Genomic DNA, 15,023 nt, shown 5'->3' with positions numbered 1-15,023 from the left:
GTGGATGTGACGCTGAAAGTGCGGGGCTGGTGAGCCTTGCGACTAGAGCCTAACCGCCCCGGGGCCATCGGCCAGCCGACCGCCCGGCCCGTGGACAGACAGACCGTACCCATTGTTCACCGTCGGAACAAAGGGGGGTGACGTTCCGGCTGAACATCCGGGGAACGGACGGCAGAAAAAACCCCGTCCCGGTGCGTACGGGGGAAGACGCACCGGGACGGGAGCCCGTGGGGACGGGGAGCGGCCCTCGGCCGGCCCGCTGCCGCTTACTTCAGGTGCAGCTGCTGGCCCGGGTAGATGAGGTCGGCGTCCTCGACGATGTCCTTGTTCAGGTCGAACAGCTTCTTCCAGCCGCCGACGACGTGGTGCTTCTCGGCGATGGAGCTGAGGGTGTCACCGGTGACGACCTTGTACTCGCCGTCGCCCTTCTTGACCTTCTTGCCGGTCGGGGTGGTGACGGTCTTGGTGCTCTGCTTCTTCGGCGTCTGCGCCGGGCGCTCGCTGGAGCGGGAGGCGCTCTGCTGCTCGGTGGAGCGCGTCGTGGTGGTGCCCTGGGAGGAGCTGGAGGAGCTCGAGGAGCTGGAGGAGCTCGAAGAGCCGCCGCCGTTGTTCGGGGTGTTCGACAGGCCCGTGCCGCAGACCGGCCAGGCACCCTTGCCCTGGGAGGCGAGGACCTTCTCGGCCACGGCGATCTGCTGGGACTTGCTGGCCTGGTTGGCCTGCGGGGCGTAGGCGGTGCCGCCGTACGCGGCCCAGGTGGAGGCGGAGAACTGCAGGCCGCCGTAGTAACCGTTGCCGGTGTTGATGGACCAGTTGCCACCGGACTCGCACTGGGCGACCGCGTCCCACTCGGAGGTGGTGGCGGCGGAGGCGTTGCCGGCCGCCATCAGCGGGGCGGCGACGGCGGCACCGGTGACACCGGCGAGCGCGATGACACGGGTGGTCTTGGACGGACGACGGTGCTTGCCCTTGCCGGAAAACAGCATGGTGGATCCCCTCACCGACGCCTGCGAGGTGAGCTGTCGGGTTCGGGCCGGTTGAGTTGCCCGGCCACCCCTCCCCTGGGAGGCGTGGCTTCACCCCTAGCCGCTCCGGCTCAACCGCCGGGCACGGCACTTACCTTGGGTCCCCCGCTCCTGCCTGCGGCGCGTGATGCGACGACTGTTCCCGTACGGCCGCTGGCAGGATTCGGCGTTGCGGCCGCCGGGGCTCGCGATGGCGAGCGGTCATGACCGTAGACAGGCGCTCGGCCGAATTTCAAAGACGATCACGGCTTCTGAGACTCATCCCACACTTTCACCAAAGCGGACATCAGTCCCAAAACAGGGCGTCAACTCCCGCTACTTTTGGCCCGTTTCGCCACCGACAAGCAGGGTCTGACCGGGCACGATGCGGCTCGGGTCGGCCCCGATCGCCTCACGGTTCTCGGCGTACAGCGCGCGCCATCCGCCCTCGACGCCAAGGGAGTCGGCGATGGACGTCAGGCTGTCCCCGTCGCGCACCGTGTAGCGCGAGGCGTGCCGGCCCGAGGCCGGCGCCGCGCCCGCTTCGGCGGTGTCCTCCTCGGCGCCGGCGCCGCGGTGGCGGCCGCCGCCGTCGACCGCGCCGGTGTCGACGAGCCCCGAATCACCGACGATCTGGCGCAGGTTGTCCGGATCGTCGCTGTTTGCGTCACCCGTGGACGTGCTGCCGGACGGCTGCGAGGTGCCGGGTCCGGACGTCGCGGGCGCGCCGGTCTCGGCAGCGCCCCCCGCGGACGGGGTGGTGGACGACGGCCCGTCAGAGGGCCGCGCGGGGGTGCCCGTGGAGGGCGTGCCGGACGGTGTACCGGAGGAGTCGGGCAAGCCGGGCGAGTCCACCGAACCGGAGGTTCCGGATGTTCCGGAGGTACCGGTGGATCCGGAGGTACCGGCCGAAGCGGAGGAGTCGGACGGGGCGCCGGCCCCGGCCTGGCCGGAGGAGTCCGCGCCGGTGGTGGAGCCGCCGGCCGCCGAGCCGCTGCCCGGGGTGTCGCCGGCGACACCCGTGTCGACGTCCGGCGCGGAGGTGTCGCCGGACAGGCCCGAGGTCAGCCCGCACAGCGTCCAGTGGCCGACGCCCTGGTCGGCGAGGACCTTCTCGGCCACGGCTATCTGCTGCGAACGGCTCGCGAGGTCGGGCCGGGCCGCGTACTCCAGGCCACCGTGCCCCTCCCAGTCCTCCTGCGACAGGTGCAGGCCGCCGTAGAGCCCGATCCCGGGGTTGTCGCTCCAGCGGCCCTGGCTCTCGCACTCGGCCACCTTGTCCCACGTCGCGCCGTCGGCCGCGTGGGCGCTCGCCGCGCCGAGCAGCGGGATGGCGATGGCGGAGCCGGTCACTCCGGCCGTGACGAGGAGGGCCGGAGCCTGACGGGGGCGACGGTGTCGACCGTTCCCGGAGAGCATGCGGTGACCTTTCGCGAGACAGCACTGACCGGCGCGGCGCCTTGAGGCACCGGCGTCGCGCTGACGAGTGAACGTATCGGCAGACGATCGCCAGTCACAAGTTCATGCCGCGCAGATCACGTGAAGATCACATAGTTGAAGATGCGTCAGTTTTCTGTGCGGGTGCGGGCGTGAACGTCACGGGCAACTGCCGCAGACCCCGCATGATGAGCCCCCCGCGCCAGCGCAAGTCGGCCGGTTCGGCACCCAGTTGCAGGTCGGGCAGCCGGGTGAGCAGGGTGGCGAGGGCGGTCTGGCCCTCCAGACGGGCCAGCGGGGCGCCCAGGCAGTAGTGGATGCCGTGGCCGTAGCCGAGGTGCTGGTTGTCACGGCGGGCGAGGTCGAGCAGGTCCGGCTCGGGGAAACGCTCCGGATCGCGGTCGGCGGCGGCCAGGACGACGAGGACGGGATCGCCGGGCGCGATGTCCTGCCCGCCGACGGTCAGCGGCTCGGTGGCGAACCGCCAGGTGGCCAGCTCCACGGGGCCGTCGTAGCGCAGCAGTTCCTCCACGCCCGTCTCCAGCAGCGCGCGCTCGCCCCGGGCGAGGGAGTCCTGCAGCCGGTGCCGCTGCCCGGGGTGGGTCAGCAGGGCGTAGGTGCCGTTGCCTATGAGGTTGACGGTGGTCTCGAACCCGGCGAACAGCAGGATGAACGCCATCGCCGCCGCCTCGTTCTCGGTGAGATGCTCGCCGTGGTCGGAGGCGCGGATCAGGCCGGAGATGAGGTCCTCGCCCGGTGCGGGCTCGGCGGGCAGGGCCTGCCGCTTGCGGTGGATCAGCTCGGCGAGGTACCCGCGCATCTTCTTCACCGACCGGGCGACCCCGCCCCTGGGCCCTCCGCCGTGCCGGATCATCATCCCGGCCCAGTCCCGGAAGTCGTCCTGGTCCTCACGGGGAACGCCGAGCAGGTCGCAGATGGCGTAGATGGGCAGCGGGAAGGCGAACTCGTGGATGAGGTCGGCAAAGCCCCGCTCGGCGAACCCGTCGATGAGGTGGTCGGTCAGCTCCTGCACACGCGGCGCGAACTCGGCGACCCGGCGGGGCGTGAACGCCTTGCTGACCAGCCGGCGCAGCCGGGTGTGGTCCGGCGGGTCGATGTTCAGCAGGTGCGTCATCAGCTCCGCCTTGCGCTCCCCGGGGATGCCGGTCTTGCCCTTGGCGTGCGCCGGCTCGTCGTGGTGCGCCGGGTTCTTGCTCAGGCGCTGGTCGGCGAGGGCCTGCCGGGCGTCGGCGTACCGGGTGACCAGCCAGGCCTCCACCCCGCTGGGCAGCCGGGTGCGGTGCACGGGCGCGTGCTCGCGCAGCCAGGCGTACGCGGGGTAGGGGTCGGCGGCGAACTCCCAGGTGAAGAGTTCGGGGGCGGGGCCGTCGGGGCGGAGCTGCTCGGTCACTCCTCGACCGTATCCGTCTCCGGGTGGGCCTCCGCGTCACGGTGGGCGGCGGGCACGGCGGACGGCGCTTCGGGGGCGACGCCCTCCGCCTCGCGGATCGCGTCGCGGTAGGCGCGGGCCGCGGCGCGCAGCGACGTCTCCGGGTCGACGCCCTCCGCCTCGGCGCGCGCGGCGAGCGCCAGCAGCTGGTAGCCGATGCCGTCACCCTGGGGCAGCTCGACGTCCAGGCCGGCCGTGCGGGTGCGGGCGGCGAGCTTGGCGGCGAGGGAGAGGGCGGGCTGGTGCAGCGGGATGCCCTCGGTGACGGAGGCGCGCCGCTTCTCCTGCGCCTTGGTGCGCAGCCAGTGCGCCTTGACCTCCTCGGGCGTGGTGGCGGTGGCGTCCCCGAAGACGTGCGGGTGGCGGTGGATGAGCTTGGCGACGATGCCGCCGGCCACGTCGTCGACGGAGAAGGGGGCCTCGGGGTCCTCCTCGGCGATCCGGGCGTGGAAGACCACCTGGAGCAGGACGTCGCCCAGCTCCTCGCGCAGTTCGTCGCGGTCGCCGTCCTCGATGGCCTCGACCAGCTCGTACGCCTCCTCCATGGCGTACTTCGCCAGGCCCTCGTGGGTCTGCCGGGACGACCACGGGCAGGCGACGCGGATACGGTCCATGACCTGCACGAGGTCGAGGAGGCGGGCGCCGGGCAGGTCGTAGGAGGCGGGCAGCAGTTCCAGCTCCGGCATCGTGACGCGGCCGGAGCCGGCGAGCCGGGCGAGGCCGTCGGTCAGCGCGGGCTCGCCCTCGCCGGCCGCCAGCACCACGACCGCGCGGCCGCCGACGCAGGCCTCGAGGAGCTCGTCGGCGCTCGGGGCGGCCTCCTCGACGACGACGCCCGCCTCGCGCAGATAGGGCAGCTGGGGGTGATGGCCGTCCGCGCACAGCACCCGGTCGGCCTCCCGCAGCGCCTGCCAGGCGGGCCAGGACAGCAGACCGGGCGCCACGCGGTGGCTGGTGGTGAGCAGGACGATACGGCCGGGGCCGGCGGAGTCTTCGAGGCGCGGTGCGTTCACGCTTCGAACGTACCGCGCGCCGGGAGATGGCTCCGCCCGTTGTCCACAGGGTGGGGGCGCGGTGTGATGATCTGCCCGCCCGAAGGGCCGTTACGTCGGCTGCTGCCCCGCCGCCGTGACCTCGCGGACCCACGGGGTCTTCGTGTCGACGCGGCCGACCTTCTGGGCGTCCCAGGTGCCGTAGCGCGGGTTGAGGTCCACACCCAGTTCCCGTGACGCCGTGGACAGGGCCTTCCAGAACGCCGGCTGGTTGGTGTCGGTGCCCAGCTTCGCGGCGAGCTTCTGGGCCTCGACCTGCAGGCGCAGGTTGTCGTCGACGCGCTGCGGCGGGATGCCGTACTCGCGCAGCCAGGTCGCCTCCAGCGCCTTGGCCCCGCCGAGCTGCTGCTCCGCGCCCGTGCGCAACTGCTGCACGTCGTGGCGCGTGACGGCGACGCCCGCGTCCTGCGCGGCACGGTGCAGCACCTGGTCCAGAACCATGCTGTGCAGGGTCTGCCGGGTGAGGTTGCCGGAGCCGGACACCACGCGCGCGTAGTTCGCCTGGTCGCCCGCCGCCGCGCGCTGCGCCGCGCGGACCTCGTTCACCCGGTCCTCGAGCTGCGACACCGTGATCTTCCGGCCGCCGACGACGGCCGCCGCACCGGGATGCGAGTCGCTTCCGCAGGCGGTGAGCAGAGGGGCCGCGGCGATCGCGGCGGACAGCAGGAGCGCGGTGCGGCGGCGGTGCAAGGGAACCTCCCGAGGAGATTGTGCGACGGTGCACAAAGTCTTGCGGTGATCGATGGTAGGCAGTGGGGCTGCTGAGGCCAACCCATTCGACCAACGATTCACCGCCACTTCCGGCACCGCCGCGCGCACCCCCGGGGGAAGGAGTGTCAGCCGACGATGGCGACCGGCGCGTCCCACGCGTCGCGGTCCACGGTGATCGTGTAGCCGCGCCGGGTCTCCTTGCTGTTCACCAGGTACTGGTGGCCGCGGCTGTGGTCGGTGTACTGCGAGGCGCCCCACGGCCAGTCCGCGGTGGTCGTCTCCTTCTTGTCCCACAGCGCGTACCAGAGGTTGCCCGGCAGGTCCGTCTTGTTCGCGGCGGTGGCGATCGCCTTGGCGCTGGAGCTGGTGAAGCCGTAGAAACCGGCCCGGTAGGTCTTGGCCCGCAGCCCCTTCGTGAAGGCACGCACGTACGTCAGCACGGCGTCGTTGCACGACTTGTTCGTGATGTCGTACGGCTCCATGTCGAGGTAGATCGCGCTGCCGGCCTTCATGCCGAGCGCGGCGGCCTTGGCCACGGCGTCCTTGGCGTCGGCCGCGCCGAGGGAGGCGGCCGTGGCGGCCGTCAGCTTCTCGGGGTTGCGGCTGGTCTGGCAGGGCGGCTGGGCGCCGACGTAGAGCGGGATGAGCTTCCAGCCCTGGGAGTTCACCGACTTCACCCAGGACGCGGTGAGGTTGGGCTGGTTGCAGCCGCGGTTCTTGCCGCCGATGTAGACGGCGGCGCCGCCGTAGTAGCCGTCGGCGCGCCAGGCCTTCATCGCGCTGAGCGAGGGCGCGGTGCAGGTGTCGAAGGCGCGGCCGGTGTACGTCTTCTGCGCGGGCCAGGCGGTGGCCGCCATGGACTGCTGGGCCGCTATGCCGCCCCCGGCGACGACGGCGGCACCGGCGACCGCCCAGGTGACGTATCTGCGCTTCTTGGACTGACGATGGCTGGACATGCTCGACCCACCCCTTCGATGTACGTGACCGCTCGGTGTCCGCGACACCCACGAGCGGCTCGTACGTTAGCCCCTGCCGCGCCTAGCCCCGCACCTGCCCCAGCCATTGCAGGGTGCGGCGCACGTCCGCGGCCAGCGGATGCCCGGGGCCGTGCAGCCGCTCCACGTCGTGCAGCAGGCGCATCAGCGTGTCGTGCGCGGCGGGCCGGTCGCCGAGGGCGAGCAGCAGATGGCCGATGCGGCGGCGCAGCTCGTGGGCGAGCGCGGGATCCCCGGAGACGTACTGGTTCTCGTAGTACGGCAGCAGCGCCCGGTACTCGGCGAGCGCGGCCCCCGGTTCGCCGAGCTGTTCCAGGCACTGGGCGGCGTCGTAGCGGAAGCGCAGGGACTGCGGGTCGGACGCTCCGGCCTCGGCGGCGCGTTCGTCGGCGAGGCGACGCAGTTCGGGCAGGGCGCGCCGGTACTGGCCGTCGTCCATGAGCGTGGCGGCGTACTGCTTGCGCAGGGTCCGAACGACCGGGGAGTGCTCGCCGTGTTCCCCGGCCGCGACGGGCAGGATCGCGCCGAGGATGTCGACGGCCTGCGTGATGCGGCCCTGGCCGAGCAGCCGCTTGACCTCGTCGACGGCGGCGGCCACATCGGGCTTCCCGGCGGCGGGGGGATCGGTGGCGGGCGCGGGTCGCGGTGCGGGCGTGCGCGCCCGGTCCGGCCAGGGGGCGTGCGGACGCAGGAAGGGGCGCGTGGGGTCCAGCGGCGCTCCGCTCGGGACGCCGCGCCCGGGCAGCAGCGGCACCAGCTGCTCGTACACCTCCTGCGCGGACGCGGGCCGGTGCAGCGGGTCCTTGGCGAGCAGCCGCAGCACCAGGGTCTCCAGCGCCTCGGGGACCTCGGGGCGGAAGCGGCGCACCGGCACCGGCGGCTCGTACAGTTGCCGGTGCAGCACGCCGAGCGCGGTGGAACCGGCGAACGGGACGTTGCCGCTGAGCAGTTCGTGCAGCAGCACACCGAGCGCGTACAGATCGGTGTACGGGCCGACCGCGCCGCCCATCGCCTGCTCGGGGGCCATGTAGGCGGGCGAGCCGATGGGGGAGCCGGTGTGCGTCAGGCGCGTGGTGTCGCTGTCCATCACGGAGGCCACGCCCAGGTCGAGCACGGTGACCGTGCCGTCCTGCTTGACCATCACGTTGCGCGGCTTGAGGTCGCGGTGGACGATCGGCACGGCGTGCACGGCGCTCAGCACGGCGCACAGCTGCGCGGCCACGGCGACCGCCCACGGCCACGGGTACGGGTCGTGCTCGGCGAGGTGGTCGGAGAGGTCGGCGCCGTCGACGTACTGCATGACGAGGAACAGCTCCTCGCCCTCGCTGCCCGCGTCGTGCACGGTCACCAGGCCCGGGTGGTCGACCTGCGCGGTCACCCGGCACTCGCGCAGGAACCGGCGGCGCAGCTCGTCGGCCTCCTGACCGGCCACCTTGTCGGGGCGCAGCAGCTTCACCGCGACGCGCCGGTCGAGCCTGCGGTCGTAGGCGGTCCACACCTGGCCCATGCCGCCCTGGCCCAGGAGGGCGGCCAGTTCGTAACGGCCGGCGATCATCCGCCCCGTCGTCACGGTCACCTTCCGCCCTCGCCGTGGCCGTCACCGCGCCGCAGGTAGTCGCTGAGCTCGTCGAGTTCGGCGCGCACCTGGTCGATCCGGGCGGGCGCGGGGCGCTGCGGGGGCGGCGGGGCGGGGGGAACGGCGGGGGTGACGAGCGGCACCGCGGGCGTCTGCGGGAGCGTGGCCGCGTACGGCGACGGGGGCTGCGGGTAGCCGTAGTTCAGCGCCGGCGGCCCGGGAAGGCCGCCGGGGCGGTGGTGACGTATGTCGGCGTACAGGTAGTAGCCGACGCAGGCCACCATGTTGAGCAGCATGAGGATCATGCCCATGGTGCCCTTGGGCGTGCTGAAGTCATCCGTGTGGTCGGTGGCGAACAGGCTGAAGCAGACGACGAGAACGGCCACCGAGCCCGCGAAGATCCACCAGTCGCCCCGCTTTCGGGTCACGATCGCCGCCCGCAGCGTCGCCACCCACGCGAGGAATCCGATGCTGAGGACCGCCACCGCAACGAAGATCACGCGCAGCAGGACCAGCACCCCGGTCGACGGGCGACGGGGCGGGGGCGGGACGTAGCCGTGGCCCTGCATGGCTGCTCCTGAAGGCCTGATGGGACGGAAACTGATACCGCGTACGAGCGTATAGGCCGACACGGACGACACGGCACGGGTTGTACCGAACCGTTGTCACACTGATCACTCCGGCGCGACCGTGCCGTCCGTCAGCCCGTCGTACATGCCGCGCACGAGCTGTTCGCCGAGCCGGCTCGCGTGCCTGAGCGCCCGCTCGAACTCCTCGAGGGCGCGGAACCGCTCGCCGTAGCGCCGCTGTTCCTCCAGCGGCAGCCGGGGCAGTTGCAGGCGGCGCACGTCGAGCCGGGTGGCGGTGGAGGCGTAGCTGCTCGCCTGGCGGTTGTTGGCGGTGCCGCGCAGGAACCCGGCGAGGAACCACGGGTCGAGCGACTGCCGGTCCGGGCGCAGCAGGACCAGGTTGCGGCCGAGGGCCGCGCCCCGGGTCTCGTCGTCGATGACGCGCGCCACCGCGCCGCCGCCGACCACCGGCACCACCACGTCACCCGGCTCCGTCAGCACCGCCTCCTCGTCGCTCTCCGGCAGGGAGCCCGACGGTGCCGTGCCGGCGAGCACGTCGTGGTCGGTGAGCACCCGCACGCGCGTGGGGCCGCCGCTGCCGCCGGTCCGCATCTCCAGGGCGCCGCCGCGGGCCAGCTCCCCGACGGTGGTGAGCGGCCAGCGGGCGCGCCGGGGCGCGTCGACCGGCGCGGGCGTGAGGTCCCCGGCCAGGCGCAGCGTCTCGCCGAGGCGTTCCCCGACCGCCGCGAGCGTCCCCGCGTCGTCGGCCGGCGTCGCGGGCGGCAGATGGCGGGCGGGCGCCAGGTCCACGTCGTCGTCGAGGAGGTCGATCACGGGCAGGGAGCGGGCCAGACCGGGCCGCTCCTCGAGGCCGCCCGCGCGGTCGAAGGCGGCCCAGGCGTCCAGCACCGCCTCGCGCACGGCCTGCCAGTCGGGGCCGCCGCGCCCCTCCCCCGCGAACTGCCCGGCGTCGGCGAGCAGCACCTCGGGCTGCGCGGTCACGGCGGCGGGCCGGCGCAGCAGCCACAGATGCAGCGGGATGTTGTACGGCGGTGCCGCGCCCACCGGCAGGGCGATCACGGCCCGCAGCGCGCCGCGCCGCAGCAGGTCGGCGCGGATGCGGCGCCCGGAGCGGCGGGAGGCGGCGGCGGGCGGCATCAGCAGCACCGCGGTGCCGCCGTCGCGCAGGCGGGACAGCGCGTGCTGCACCCAGGCCAGCTCGGACTCGGCGCGGGCCGGGAAGCCGTACTCCCAGCGCGGGTCGTAGGCGAGTTCGTCGTGGCCCCAGTTGCGTTCGTTGAACGGCGGATGGCAGAGCACCGCGTCGGCGCGCACCGCGGGATGGGCGTCGGCGCGCAGGGTGTCGCCCACGGCGGCGTTCACCGCGGCCGGGGAGTGCAGGGCGAGCCGCAGCGCGGTGAGCGCGGCCAGTTCGGGCGCGCTGTCCTGGGCGTACAGCTCCTGCCCGGGGCGCGGGGCGACGGCGCGCAGCAGGGCGCCGGTGCCGCAGGCCGGGTCGAGCACGGTACGGGCGGTCCCTGCCAGGTCGGCCATGAGCGAGGCCAGTTCGGCGGGGGTGAGCGTGTACTGGCGCGGGTTGGCGTCCAGGTGCCGGCCGAGCAGGAACTCGAAGGTCTGCCGGGCGCCGAGTTCGGCGGCGAGTTCCGCGGCTCCCCGCAACAGGGGTGCGGACGGCAGCAGTCGGGGGCCGGTGGGGGTGCGTACCGCGGGCGCGGGGCTCCGCGGGCCGGTGAGGCGCGGGGTGAGGACCTGCTCCAGGGCCGGCGGCAGCATCGCGGCCAGGCGTTCGTCGGAGCCGGCGCTGATGTCCAGCCAGACGGTGGGGCGGTCGTGGAGGAGGAGCAGGGCGCAGCCGGCGTGGGTGAGGGCGGTGACGGGGCCCTCGGGGTGGCCGGCGAGCTGCTGCCAGACGCGTTCGCGCAGCGGGACCTCGGCGAGCTTGCCCTGACGGCGCAGCCAGCCCTCGACCTCGGCGAGCGCGAACGACGGGCTGGTCTCGGTGCCGCCGACGGGCTTGGGGAAGTCGGCGTGCCGGCGGCGCCAGTTGCTGACGGCGGCGCGGCCGACGCCGGCGAGGCGCGCGATGCCGGCGGCGGTCACCTCGGTGGTGCTGTCGGCGGCGGGTGCGCTTCCCGCGCCGGTGCGGGCGCCGGTGGAGGCGTCGCGCGGTCCGGTGCGGGCGCCGGTGGAGGCGTCGCGCGGTCCGGTGCGGGCGCCGGTGGAGGCGTCACCGGTGCCCGCGCCTGCCGCTTCTGCCGCCGAGCGCGGGTCCGCCCCGTTCGTCGCCGCCTGGTCTGCCGCCCTGTCCCGCACCGGCCGGGCTCCCCTCGTCCGCGCTGCGCGACCGCCCCGTACGGCTGCGCCTGTGACGCCGAGGATACCGACGAATGCCGGATCCGACGCTTCACAGGCGTGTACTCGCCCCTCCCTGTGAATCGTGTTGACTCGGTTCACAGCGCATGCTCTTATTGACCCAGCGAACGAACGGCCGCCTCACGAGGGGCGGTCACACCGTCCGAGGGGGACACAGTCATGGGCACGAAGGCCAAGGTCGCGCTGGGCGCCGTCGTGGGGATCGTCGTCATCGGAGCCGTGTCGGCGAACGCCGGCAGCGACGGCGGCGACTCCGGCAGCAAGGACAAGGGGTCGTCGGCCTCCGCCGGTCCGAGCGCGGGGGGCAAGGGCTCCGGCGGGCAGAAGGCCGGGGCCGAGGCGGCCGGGGAGAAGAAGACCGCGTTCGACGGGGACGGCGAGTTCCGCGTCGGCTCGGACATCAAGCCCGGCACCTACCGCACCAGCGGCAACAGCGACGGCACCTGCTACTGGGAGCGGGCCAAGGACGCCTCCGGCGAGACCGACGCGATCCTCGCCAACGACAACGTGACCGGCACCAGCTATGTGACGGTCAAGCCCGGCGACAAGCTGTTCAAGTCCACCGGCTGCCACGACTGGGAGGCCGTCGACGCGAGGGCCAAGGGCACGCCCGCCACCGCGATGAAGGGCGACGGCGGCATGTTCAAGGTCGGCACCGACATCGCCCCCGGCACCTACCGGTCCACCGGCAACACCGACGACTCCTGCTACTGGGAGCGCACCAAGGACGCCGGCCACTCCATCGAGTCGATCATCGCGAACAACAACGTGAGCGGCTCGGCCGTGGTGACCATCAGCGCCTCGGACGCCTACTTCAAGACCGCCGGCTGCAAGGACTGGAAGAAGTCCGGCTGACCGTCCCCGGCCGCACCCCCTCCGGCCCTGAGGCCGTCAGGGCCGGAGCCCCGGACCACCCGCGTCCGGCGGGCACCCCACCCACAGCCCCACTCCACTCCACCCCACCCCACCCACCCCACACCACCCCACCGAGGAACCCCCATGCGTCGCACCGCTCTCGCCGCCACCGCCCTCTGCCTGGTCACCGCGACCGCCGCGGTCCTGACCGGCTGCCAGTCCGGCCAGGACTCGGCCGACGGCAAGCCGGCCGCCGCCTCCGGCGCACCGGCGAAGGCCCAGGACCCGAACGCCGGGCTGCTCACGGGCGCCCGGCTCAAGCAGGCCCTGGCCCCGGCGTCGGTCTTCCCGGCCGGGCTGGCCCCGGTCGCCGACGGGGCGGCGGACAGCGGCAAGGACTTCCTCGCGCCGAGCAGCCGCAGCACGGCCAGGACGGACTGCACCAAGCTGGAGAACACGACCTGGCTCGACGTCACCGGATACAAGGGCGGCGTGTCGTTCGCGCAGGACGACTACGCCAACCAGGACCGCAGCGAGGAGATGACGCAGGAGGTCGACGCCTTCCAGGGCACGACCGCGCAGGCCGTGATGGAGCGGATCCGCGGCGTGGCGGCCGAGTGCGCCACGTTCACCGACAGCACCCAGCACGTCAAGGTGCGGGTCAGGGCCAAGTCCGCCGACGGGCTCGGTGACGAGGGCTACACGCTCACCCTCACCAGCCCCACCTGGGAGACCGGCACCACGCTGGTCGCCGCCCGGGTCGGCAGCTCGGTCATCACCGTCATGTCCACCGCCGGCTCCCACAACGGCGCGGCCTCGGCCGAGAAGCTGGCGAAGCACCTGGTGGAGTCGGTGCGCAAGGCCGGCCGGACGTCCTGACCGGCGGCCGAAGGGGGTGGGGGGCGCAGGTGTCACCTGCGCCCCTCAGGCGCACTGACGCAGCATCATCTGCTTGTCGGCGACGGTGACGGGCAGGGCGTACTTCAGCGACACCTGCGCGAAGCGCACCACGTAGGCGCACCGGATCGCCTTGTCCGGCGGCAGCCAGGTCGCCGGGCCGGAGTCGCTCTTGGCGCCGTTGGTGGGCCCGTCCACCGGAACGAGGTTGAGCGGGTCGTTGGCGATGGCCTCCCGCTTGTCCTTGGCCCAGCGCGAGGCACCCATCTGCCAGTCGTACGACAGCGGCATGACGTGGTCGATCTGCACCGTGGTGGCACGGGACTTGGTCCACGCGATGGTCTTGCCGGTATAGGGGTCGTGCAGCGTCATGGAGACGACCACGCAGTTCGAGCCCTTGCGGAAGCGGACGTCCTGACCGTCGCGCTTGAGCAGGTCGTTGCGGGTGTCGCAGCCGTTGTGGGCGTAGGGCACGTCACCGGGCACCGCGTCCATCCAGGCGTAGCCGAACTTGTCCCGCTCGTACCCGGTCTTCGGGCCGCGTCCCTTGGTCGCCACCTTCTGGATGAGCGCCCGGGCGTCGGCGCGGCCGGCCGCGTCGGTGACGGGCGCCAGCCCCGGTTTCGTGCCGTCGGGATTGGCCAGCGGACTGACCGCGTGCCCGTCACCGGCGGACCGCTCCGGTCCCGGCGACCCCGGCGTCTGCTGCGTGCAGCCGGTGATGCCCAGCGCCAGCACGGCGGCGACCGCCGCCCCGCCCCTCACACACCTCACGGTGCGCCCCTCCCCTTGTTCGACCGGTTCCGCCCCGCACCCGCGAGTCTTCCCGCACGGTCCCTGTGTACACACCGTAACCGCACAGAGGTTCAGACCATATCGCCTCTCTTTTGGGCATTCCAGGCATCGCGGGCGTATCGTCGGAAGGGAGTTCTCACCGGAAGGAGCTTCCGCATGGGCCTCTTGGACAGGTTCCGCCAGAACAAGCAGGCACAGGACAAGGCCGGGCAGATGTCCGACGCCGGCGAAAAAATGGCCAACGACAAGACTGGCGGCAAGTACGAGGACCAGGTCGACGCCGCGCAGCGCCAGGCCGAGCAGCGCCTCGGCATGAACCGCGACCGCCCCGACCAGCAGTAGGCCCCCGACCCGAGGCCGAAGCCGCCCACGGAACCCCTCTCCGCCGGGCGGCTTCGCCCGTTCCCGCCCGGCGGGCTCCACGTGGACACCGGCGGCGGGCTTGACCTTGACACCGGCGTCAGGGTTCGACGATCCCGGCATGACCAGCACCGCCCACACCCCTGCCCGCACCCCTGCCCCTGCCCCTGCCCGCACCCCTGCCCGCTCTCCTCGCACCGTCCTCGTCACCGGTGCCGGAACCGGCATCGGACGCGCCACCGCGCACGCGTTCGCCGACGAGGGCGCACACGTCGTCGCCGTCGGCCGCCGCCCCGCGCCACTCGCCGAGACCGCCGCCCACGCACCGGACCGCATCACGCCCCTGGCCTGCGACATCACCGACGAGGACGGCCCGCGCACCGCGGTCGACGCCGCCCTCGAACGCCACGGCCGCCTCGACGTCCTCGTCAACAACGCGGCCGTCGTGGACCCGTCGTCGCTGCGCACCTACACCCGGCCCGCCATGCAGGCCCAGCTGACCACGAACCTGCTCGCCCCCGTCCTGCTCGCGCAGGCCGCACTGCCCGCCCTGGAGGAGAGCCGGGGCGTGATCGTGAACGTGTCGACGTCCGTCGGACAGCGCGGCTGGCCCGGCAACTCCCTGTACGCCGCCGGGAAGGCGGCCCTGGAGGTCCTCACCCGCAGCTGGGCCGTAGAACTCGCGCCGCTCGGCATCCGGGTCGCGGCCGTGGCGCCCGGCGCGATCGACACCCCCATCGCCGACCACTCCGGCTACACCCCCGAGCAGCGCGTCGCGATCCGCGCCTGGCAACTGGCGCACACTCCGCTGGGGCGCGTGGGCCGCGCCGCGGAGGTCGCCTGGGCGATCCGGCAACTGGCCTCTGCGGAGGCCGCGTTCGTGACGGGCGTGGTGCTGCCGGTGGACGGCGGCGCGGTCGTCGCATGA

At 73.2% G+C, this 15,023-nt stretch carries 14 protein-coding genes and 1 riboswitch; of the genes, 4 read left to right on the top strand and 10 right to left on the bottom strand.

The window, feature by feature from the left end:
* Window positions 1-266: 266 nt before the first annotated feature.
* The 9 genes from AB0E88_RS13000 to AB0E88_RS12960 all read right to left on the bottom strand — a co-directional run bounded on the left by AB0E88_RS13000 (window position 267) and on the right by AB0E88_RS12960 (window position 10,915).
* Window positions 267-986, bottom strand: a complete 720-nt coding sequence (locus AB0E88_RS13000; protein ID WP_361628512.1) for a transglycosylase family protein — start codon at window positions 984-986, stop codon at window positions 267-269.
* Between the two features lie 3 nt (window positions 987-989).
* Window positions 990-1,158: riboswitch (cyclic di-AMP (ydaO/yuaA leader) on the bottom strand.
* Between the two features lie 182 nt (window positions 1,159-1,340).
* Window positions 1,341-2,357, bottom strand: coding sequence for a transglycosylase family protein (locus tag AB0E88_RS12995; protein WP_361628509.1), 1,017 nt, complete (start codon window positions 2,355-2,357; stop codon window positions 1,341-1,343).
* A 193-nt stretch (window positions 2,358-2,550) separates the two neighbouring features.
* Window positions 2,551-3,852 carry a cytochrome P450 gene (locus AB0E88_RS12990; protein WP_361628506.1) on the bottom strand — a complete coding sequence of 434 codons (1,302 nt, stop codon included), beginning with the start codon at window positions 3,850-3,852 and terminating at the stop codon, window positions 2,551-2,553.
* Window positions 3,849-4,904 carry a nucleoside triphosphate pyrophosphohydrolase gene (locus AB0E88_RS12985; protein WP_361628503.1) on the bottom strand — a complete coding sequence of 352 codons (1,056 nt, stop codon included), beginning with the start codon at window positions 4,902-4,904 and terminating at the stop codon, window positions 3,849-3,851. Before AB0E88_RS12985 ends, AB0E88_RS12990 begins: the two co-directional genes overlap by 4 nt.
* Window positions 4,905-4,994: 90 nt before the next feature.
* A complete protein-coding gene (locus tag AB0E88_RS12980) occupies window positions 4,995-5,633 on the bottom strand; it encodes a SurA N-terminal domain-containing protein (protein WP_361628500.1) in 639 nt (212 codons plus the stop codon).
* 146 nt (window positions 5,634-5,779) lie between these two features.
* The gene (locus AB0E88_RS12975; protein ID WP_361628497.1) at window positions 5,780-6,610 is read right to left on the bottom strand and encodes a glycoside hydrolase domain-containing protein; all 831 of its coding nucleotides are present in this window, start codon (window positions 6,608-6,610) and stop codon (window positions 5,780-5,782) included.
* A gap of 82 nt (window positions 6,611-6,692) precedes the next feature.
* Window positions 6,693-8,204 carry a serine/threonine-protein kinase gene (locus tag AB0E88_RS12970; RefSeq protein WP_361628676.1) on the bottom strand — a complete coding sequence of 504 codons (1,512 nt, stop codon included), beginning with the start codon at window positions 8,202-8,204 and terminating at the stop codon, window positions 6,693-6,695.
* Window positions 8,205-8,221: 17 nt separating this feature from the next.
* Entirely contained in the window at window positions 8,222-8,794 is a 573-nt protein-coding gene (locus AB0E88_RS12965; protein WP_361628494.1) for a hypothetical protein, read from the bottom strand.
* 105 nt (window positions 8,795-8,899) lie between these two features.
* Complete coding sequence (locus tag AB0E88_RS12960; RefSeq protein ID WP_361628673.1) at window positions 8,900-10,915, bottom strand: N-6 DNA methylase; 2,016 nt, start codon at window positions 10,913-10,915, stop codon at window positions 8,900-8,902.
* Between the two features lie 432 nt (window positions 10,916-11,347).
* On the opposite strand from AB0E88_RS12960, the gene AB0E88_RS12955 reads away from it, so the two are divergent.
* A complete protein-coding gene (locus AB0E88_RS12955; protein ID WP_361628491.1) occupies window positions 11,348-12,043 on the top strand; it encodes a hypothetical protein in 696 nt (231 codons plus the stop codon).
* 144 nt (window positions 12,044-12,187) lie between these two features.
* Window positions 12,188-12,922, top strand: coding sequence for a hypothetical protein (locus AB0E88_RS12950; protein WP_361628489.1), 735 nt, complete (start codon window positions 12,188-12,190; stop codon window positions 12,920-12,922).
* A 45-nt stretch (window positions 12,923-12,967) separates the two neighbouring features.
* Here the strand turns inward: AB0E88_RS12950 and AB0E88_RS12945 are convergent, their stop codons facing one another.
* Window positions 12,968-13,669 (bottom strand): HNH endonuclease family protein, encoded by a 702-nt coding sequence (locus AB0E88_RS12945; protein ID WP_361628670.1) that lies wholly within the window; start codon window positions 13,667-13,669, stop codon window positions 12,968-12,970.
* A 222-nt stretch (window positions 13,670-13,891) separates the two neighbouring features.
* Between AB0E88_RS12945 and AB0E88_RS12940 the strand changes: the two genes are divergently transcribed.
* Both AB0E88_RS12940 and AB0E88_RS12935 read left to right on the top strand, forming a co-directional pair.
* Window positions 13,892-14,077, top strand: a complete 186-nt coding sequence (locus AB0E88_RS12940; RefSeq protein WP_361628486.1) for an antitoxin — start codon at window positions 13,892-13,894, stop codon at window positions 14,075-14,077.
* A 139-nt stretch (window positions 14,078-14,216) separates the two neighbouring features.
* Window positions 14,217-15,023 (top strand): SDR family oxidoreductase, encoded by an 807-nt coding sequence (locus tag AB0E88_RS12935; protein WP_361628483.1) that lies wholly within the window; start codon window positions 14,217-14,219, stop codon window positions 15,021-15,023.

It is taken from the genome of Streptomyces sp. NPDC028635, from assembly GCF_040637635.1.
In the GTDB taxonomy this organism is placed as follows: Bacteria; Actinomycetota; Actinomycetes; order Streptomycetales; family Streptomycetaceae; genus Streptomyces.
The sequence above is the reverse complement of the archived record's forward strand: the minus strand, read 5'-3'. Positions and strand labels throughout refer to the sequence as shown.

Excerpts from the sequence above, each read along its gene's own strand:
- AB0E88_RS13000 (WP_361628512.1), bottom strand. The coding sequence starts at position 986 with ATGCTGTTTTCCGGCAAGGGCAAGCACCGTCGTCCGTCCAAGACCACC.
- AB0E88_RS12975 (WP_361628497.1), bottom strand. The coding sequence starts at position 6,610 with ATGTCCAGCCATCGTCAGTCCAAGAAGCGCAGATACGTCACCTGGGCG.
- AB0E88_RS12970 (WP_361628676.1), bottom strand. The coding sequence starts at position 8,204 with ATGATCGCCGGCCGTTACGAACTGGCCGCCCTCCTGGGCCAGGGCGGC.
- AB0E88_RS12965 (WP_361628494.1), bottom strand. The coding sequence starts at position 8,794 with ATGCAGGGCCACGGCTACGTCCCGCCCCCGCCCCGTCGCCCGTCGACC.
- AB0E88_RS12955 (WP_361628491.1), top strand. The coding sequence starts at position 11,348 with ATGGGCACGAAGGCCAAGGTCGCGCTGGGCGCCGTCGTGGGGATCGTC.
- AB0E88_RS12950 (WP_361628489.1), top strand. The coding sequence starts at position 12,188 with ATGCGTCGCACCGCTCTCGCCGCCACCGCCCTCTGCCTGGTCACCGCG.
- AB0E88_RS12940 (WP_361628486.1), top strand. The coding sequence starts at position 13,892 with ATGGGCCTCTTGGACAGGTTCCGCCAGAACAAGCAGGCACAGGACAAG.
- AB0E88_RS12935 (WP_361628483.1), top strand. The coding sequence starts at position 14,217 with ATGACCAGCACCGCCCACACCCCTGCCCGCACCCCTGCCCCTGCCCCT.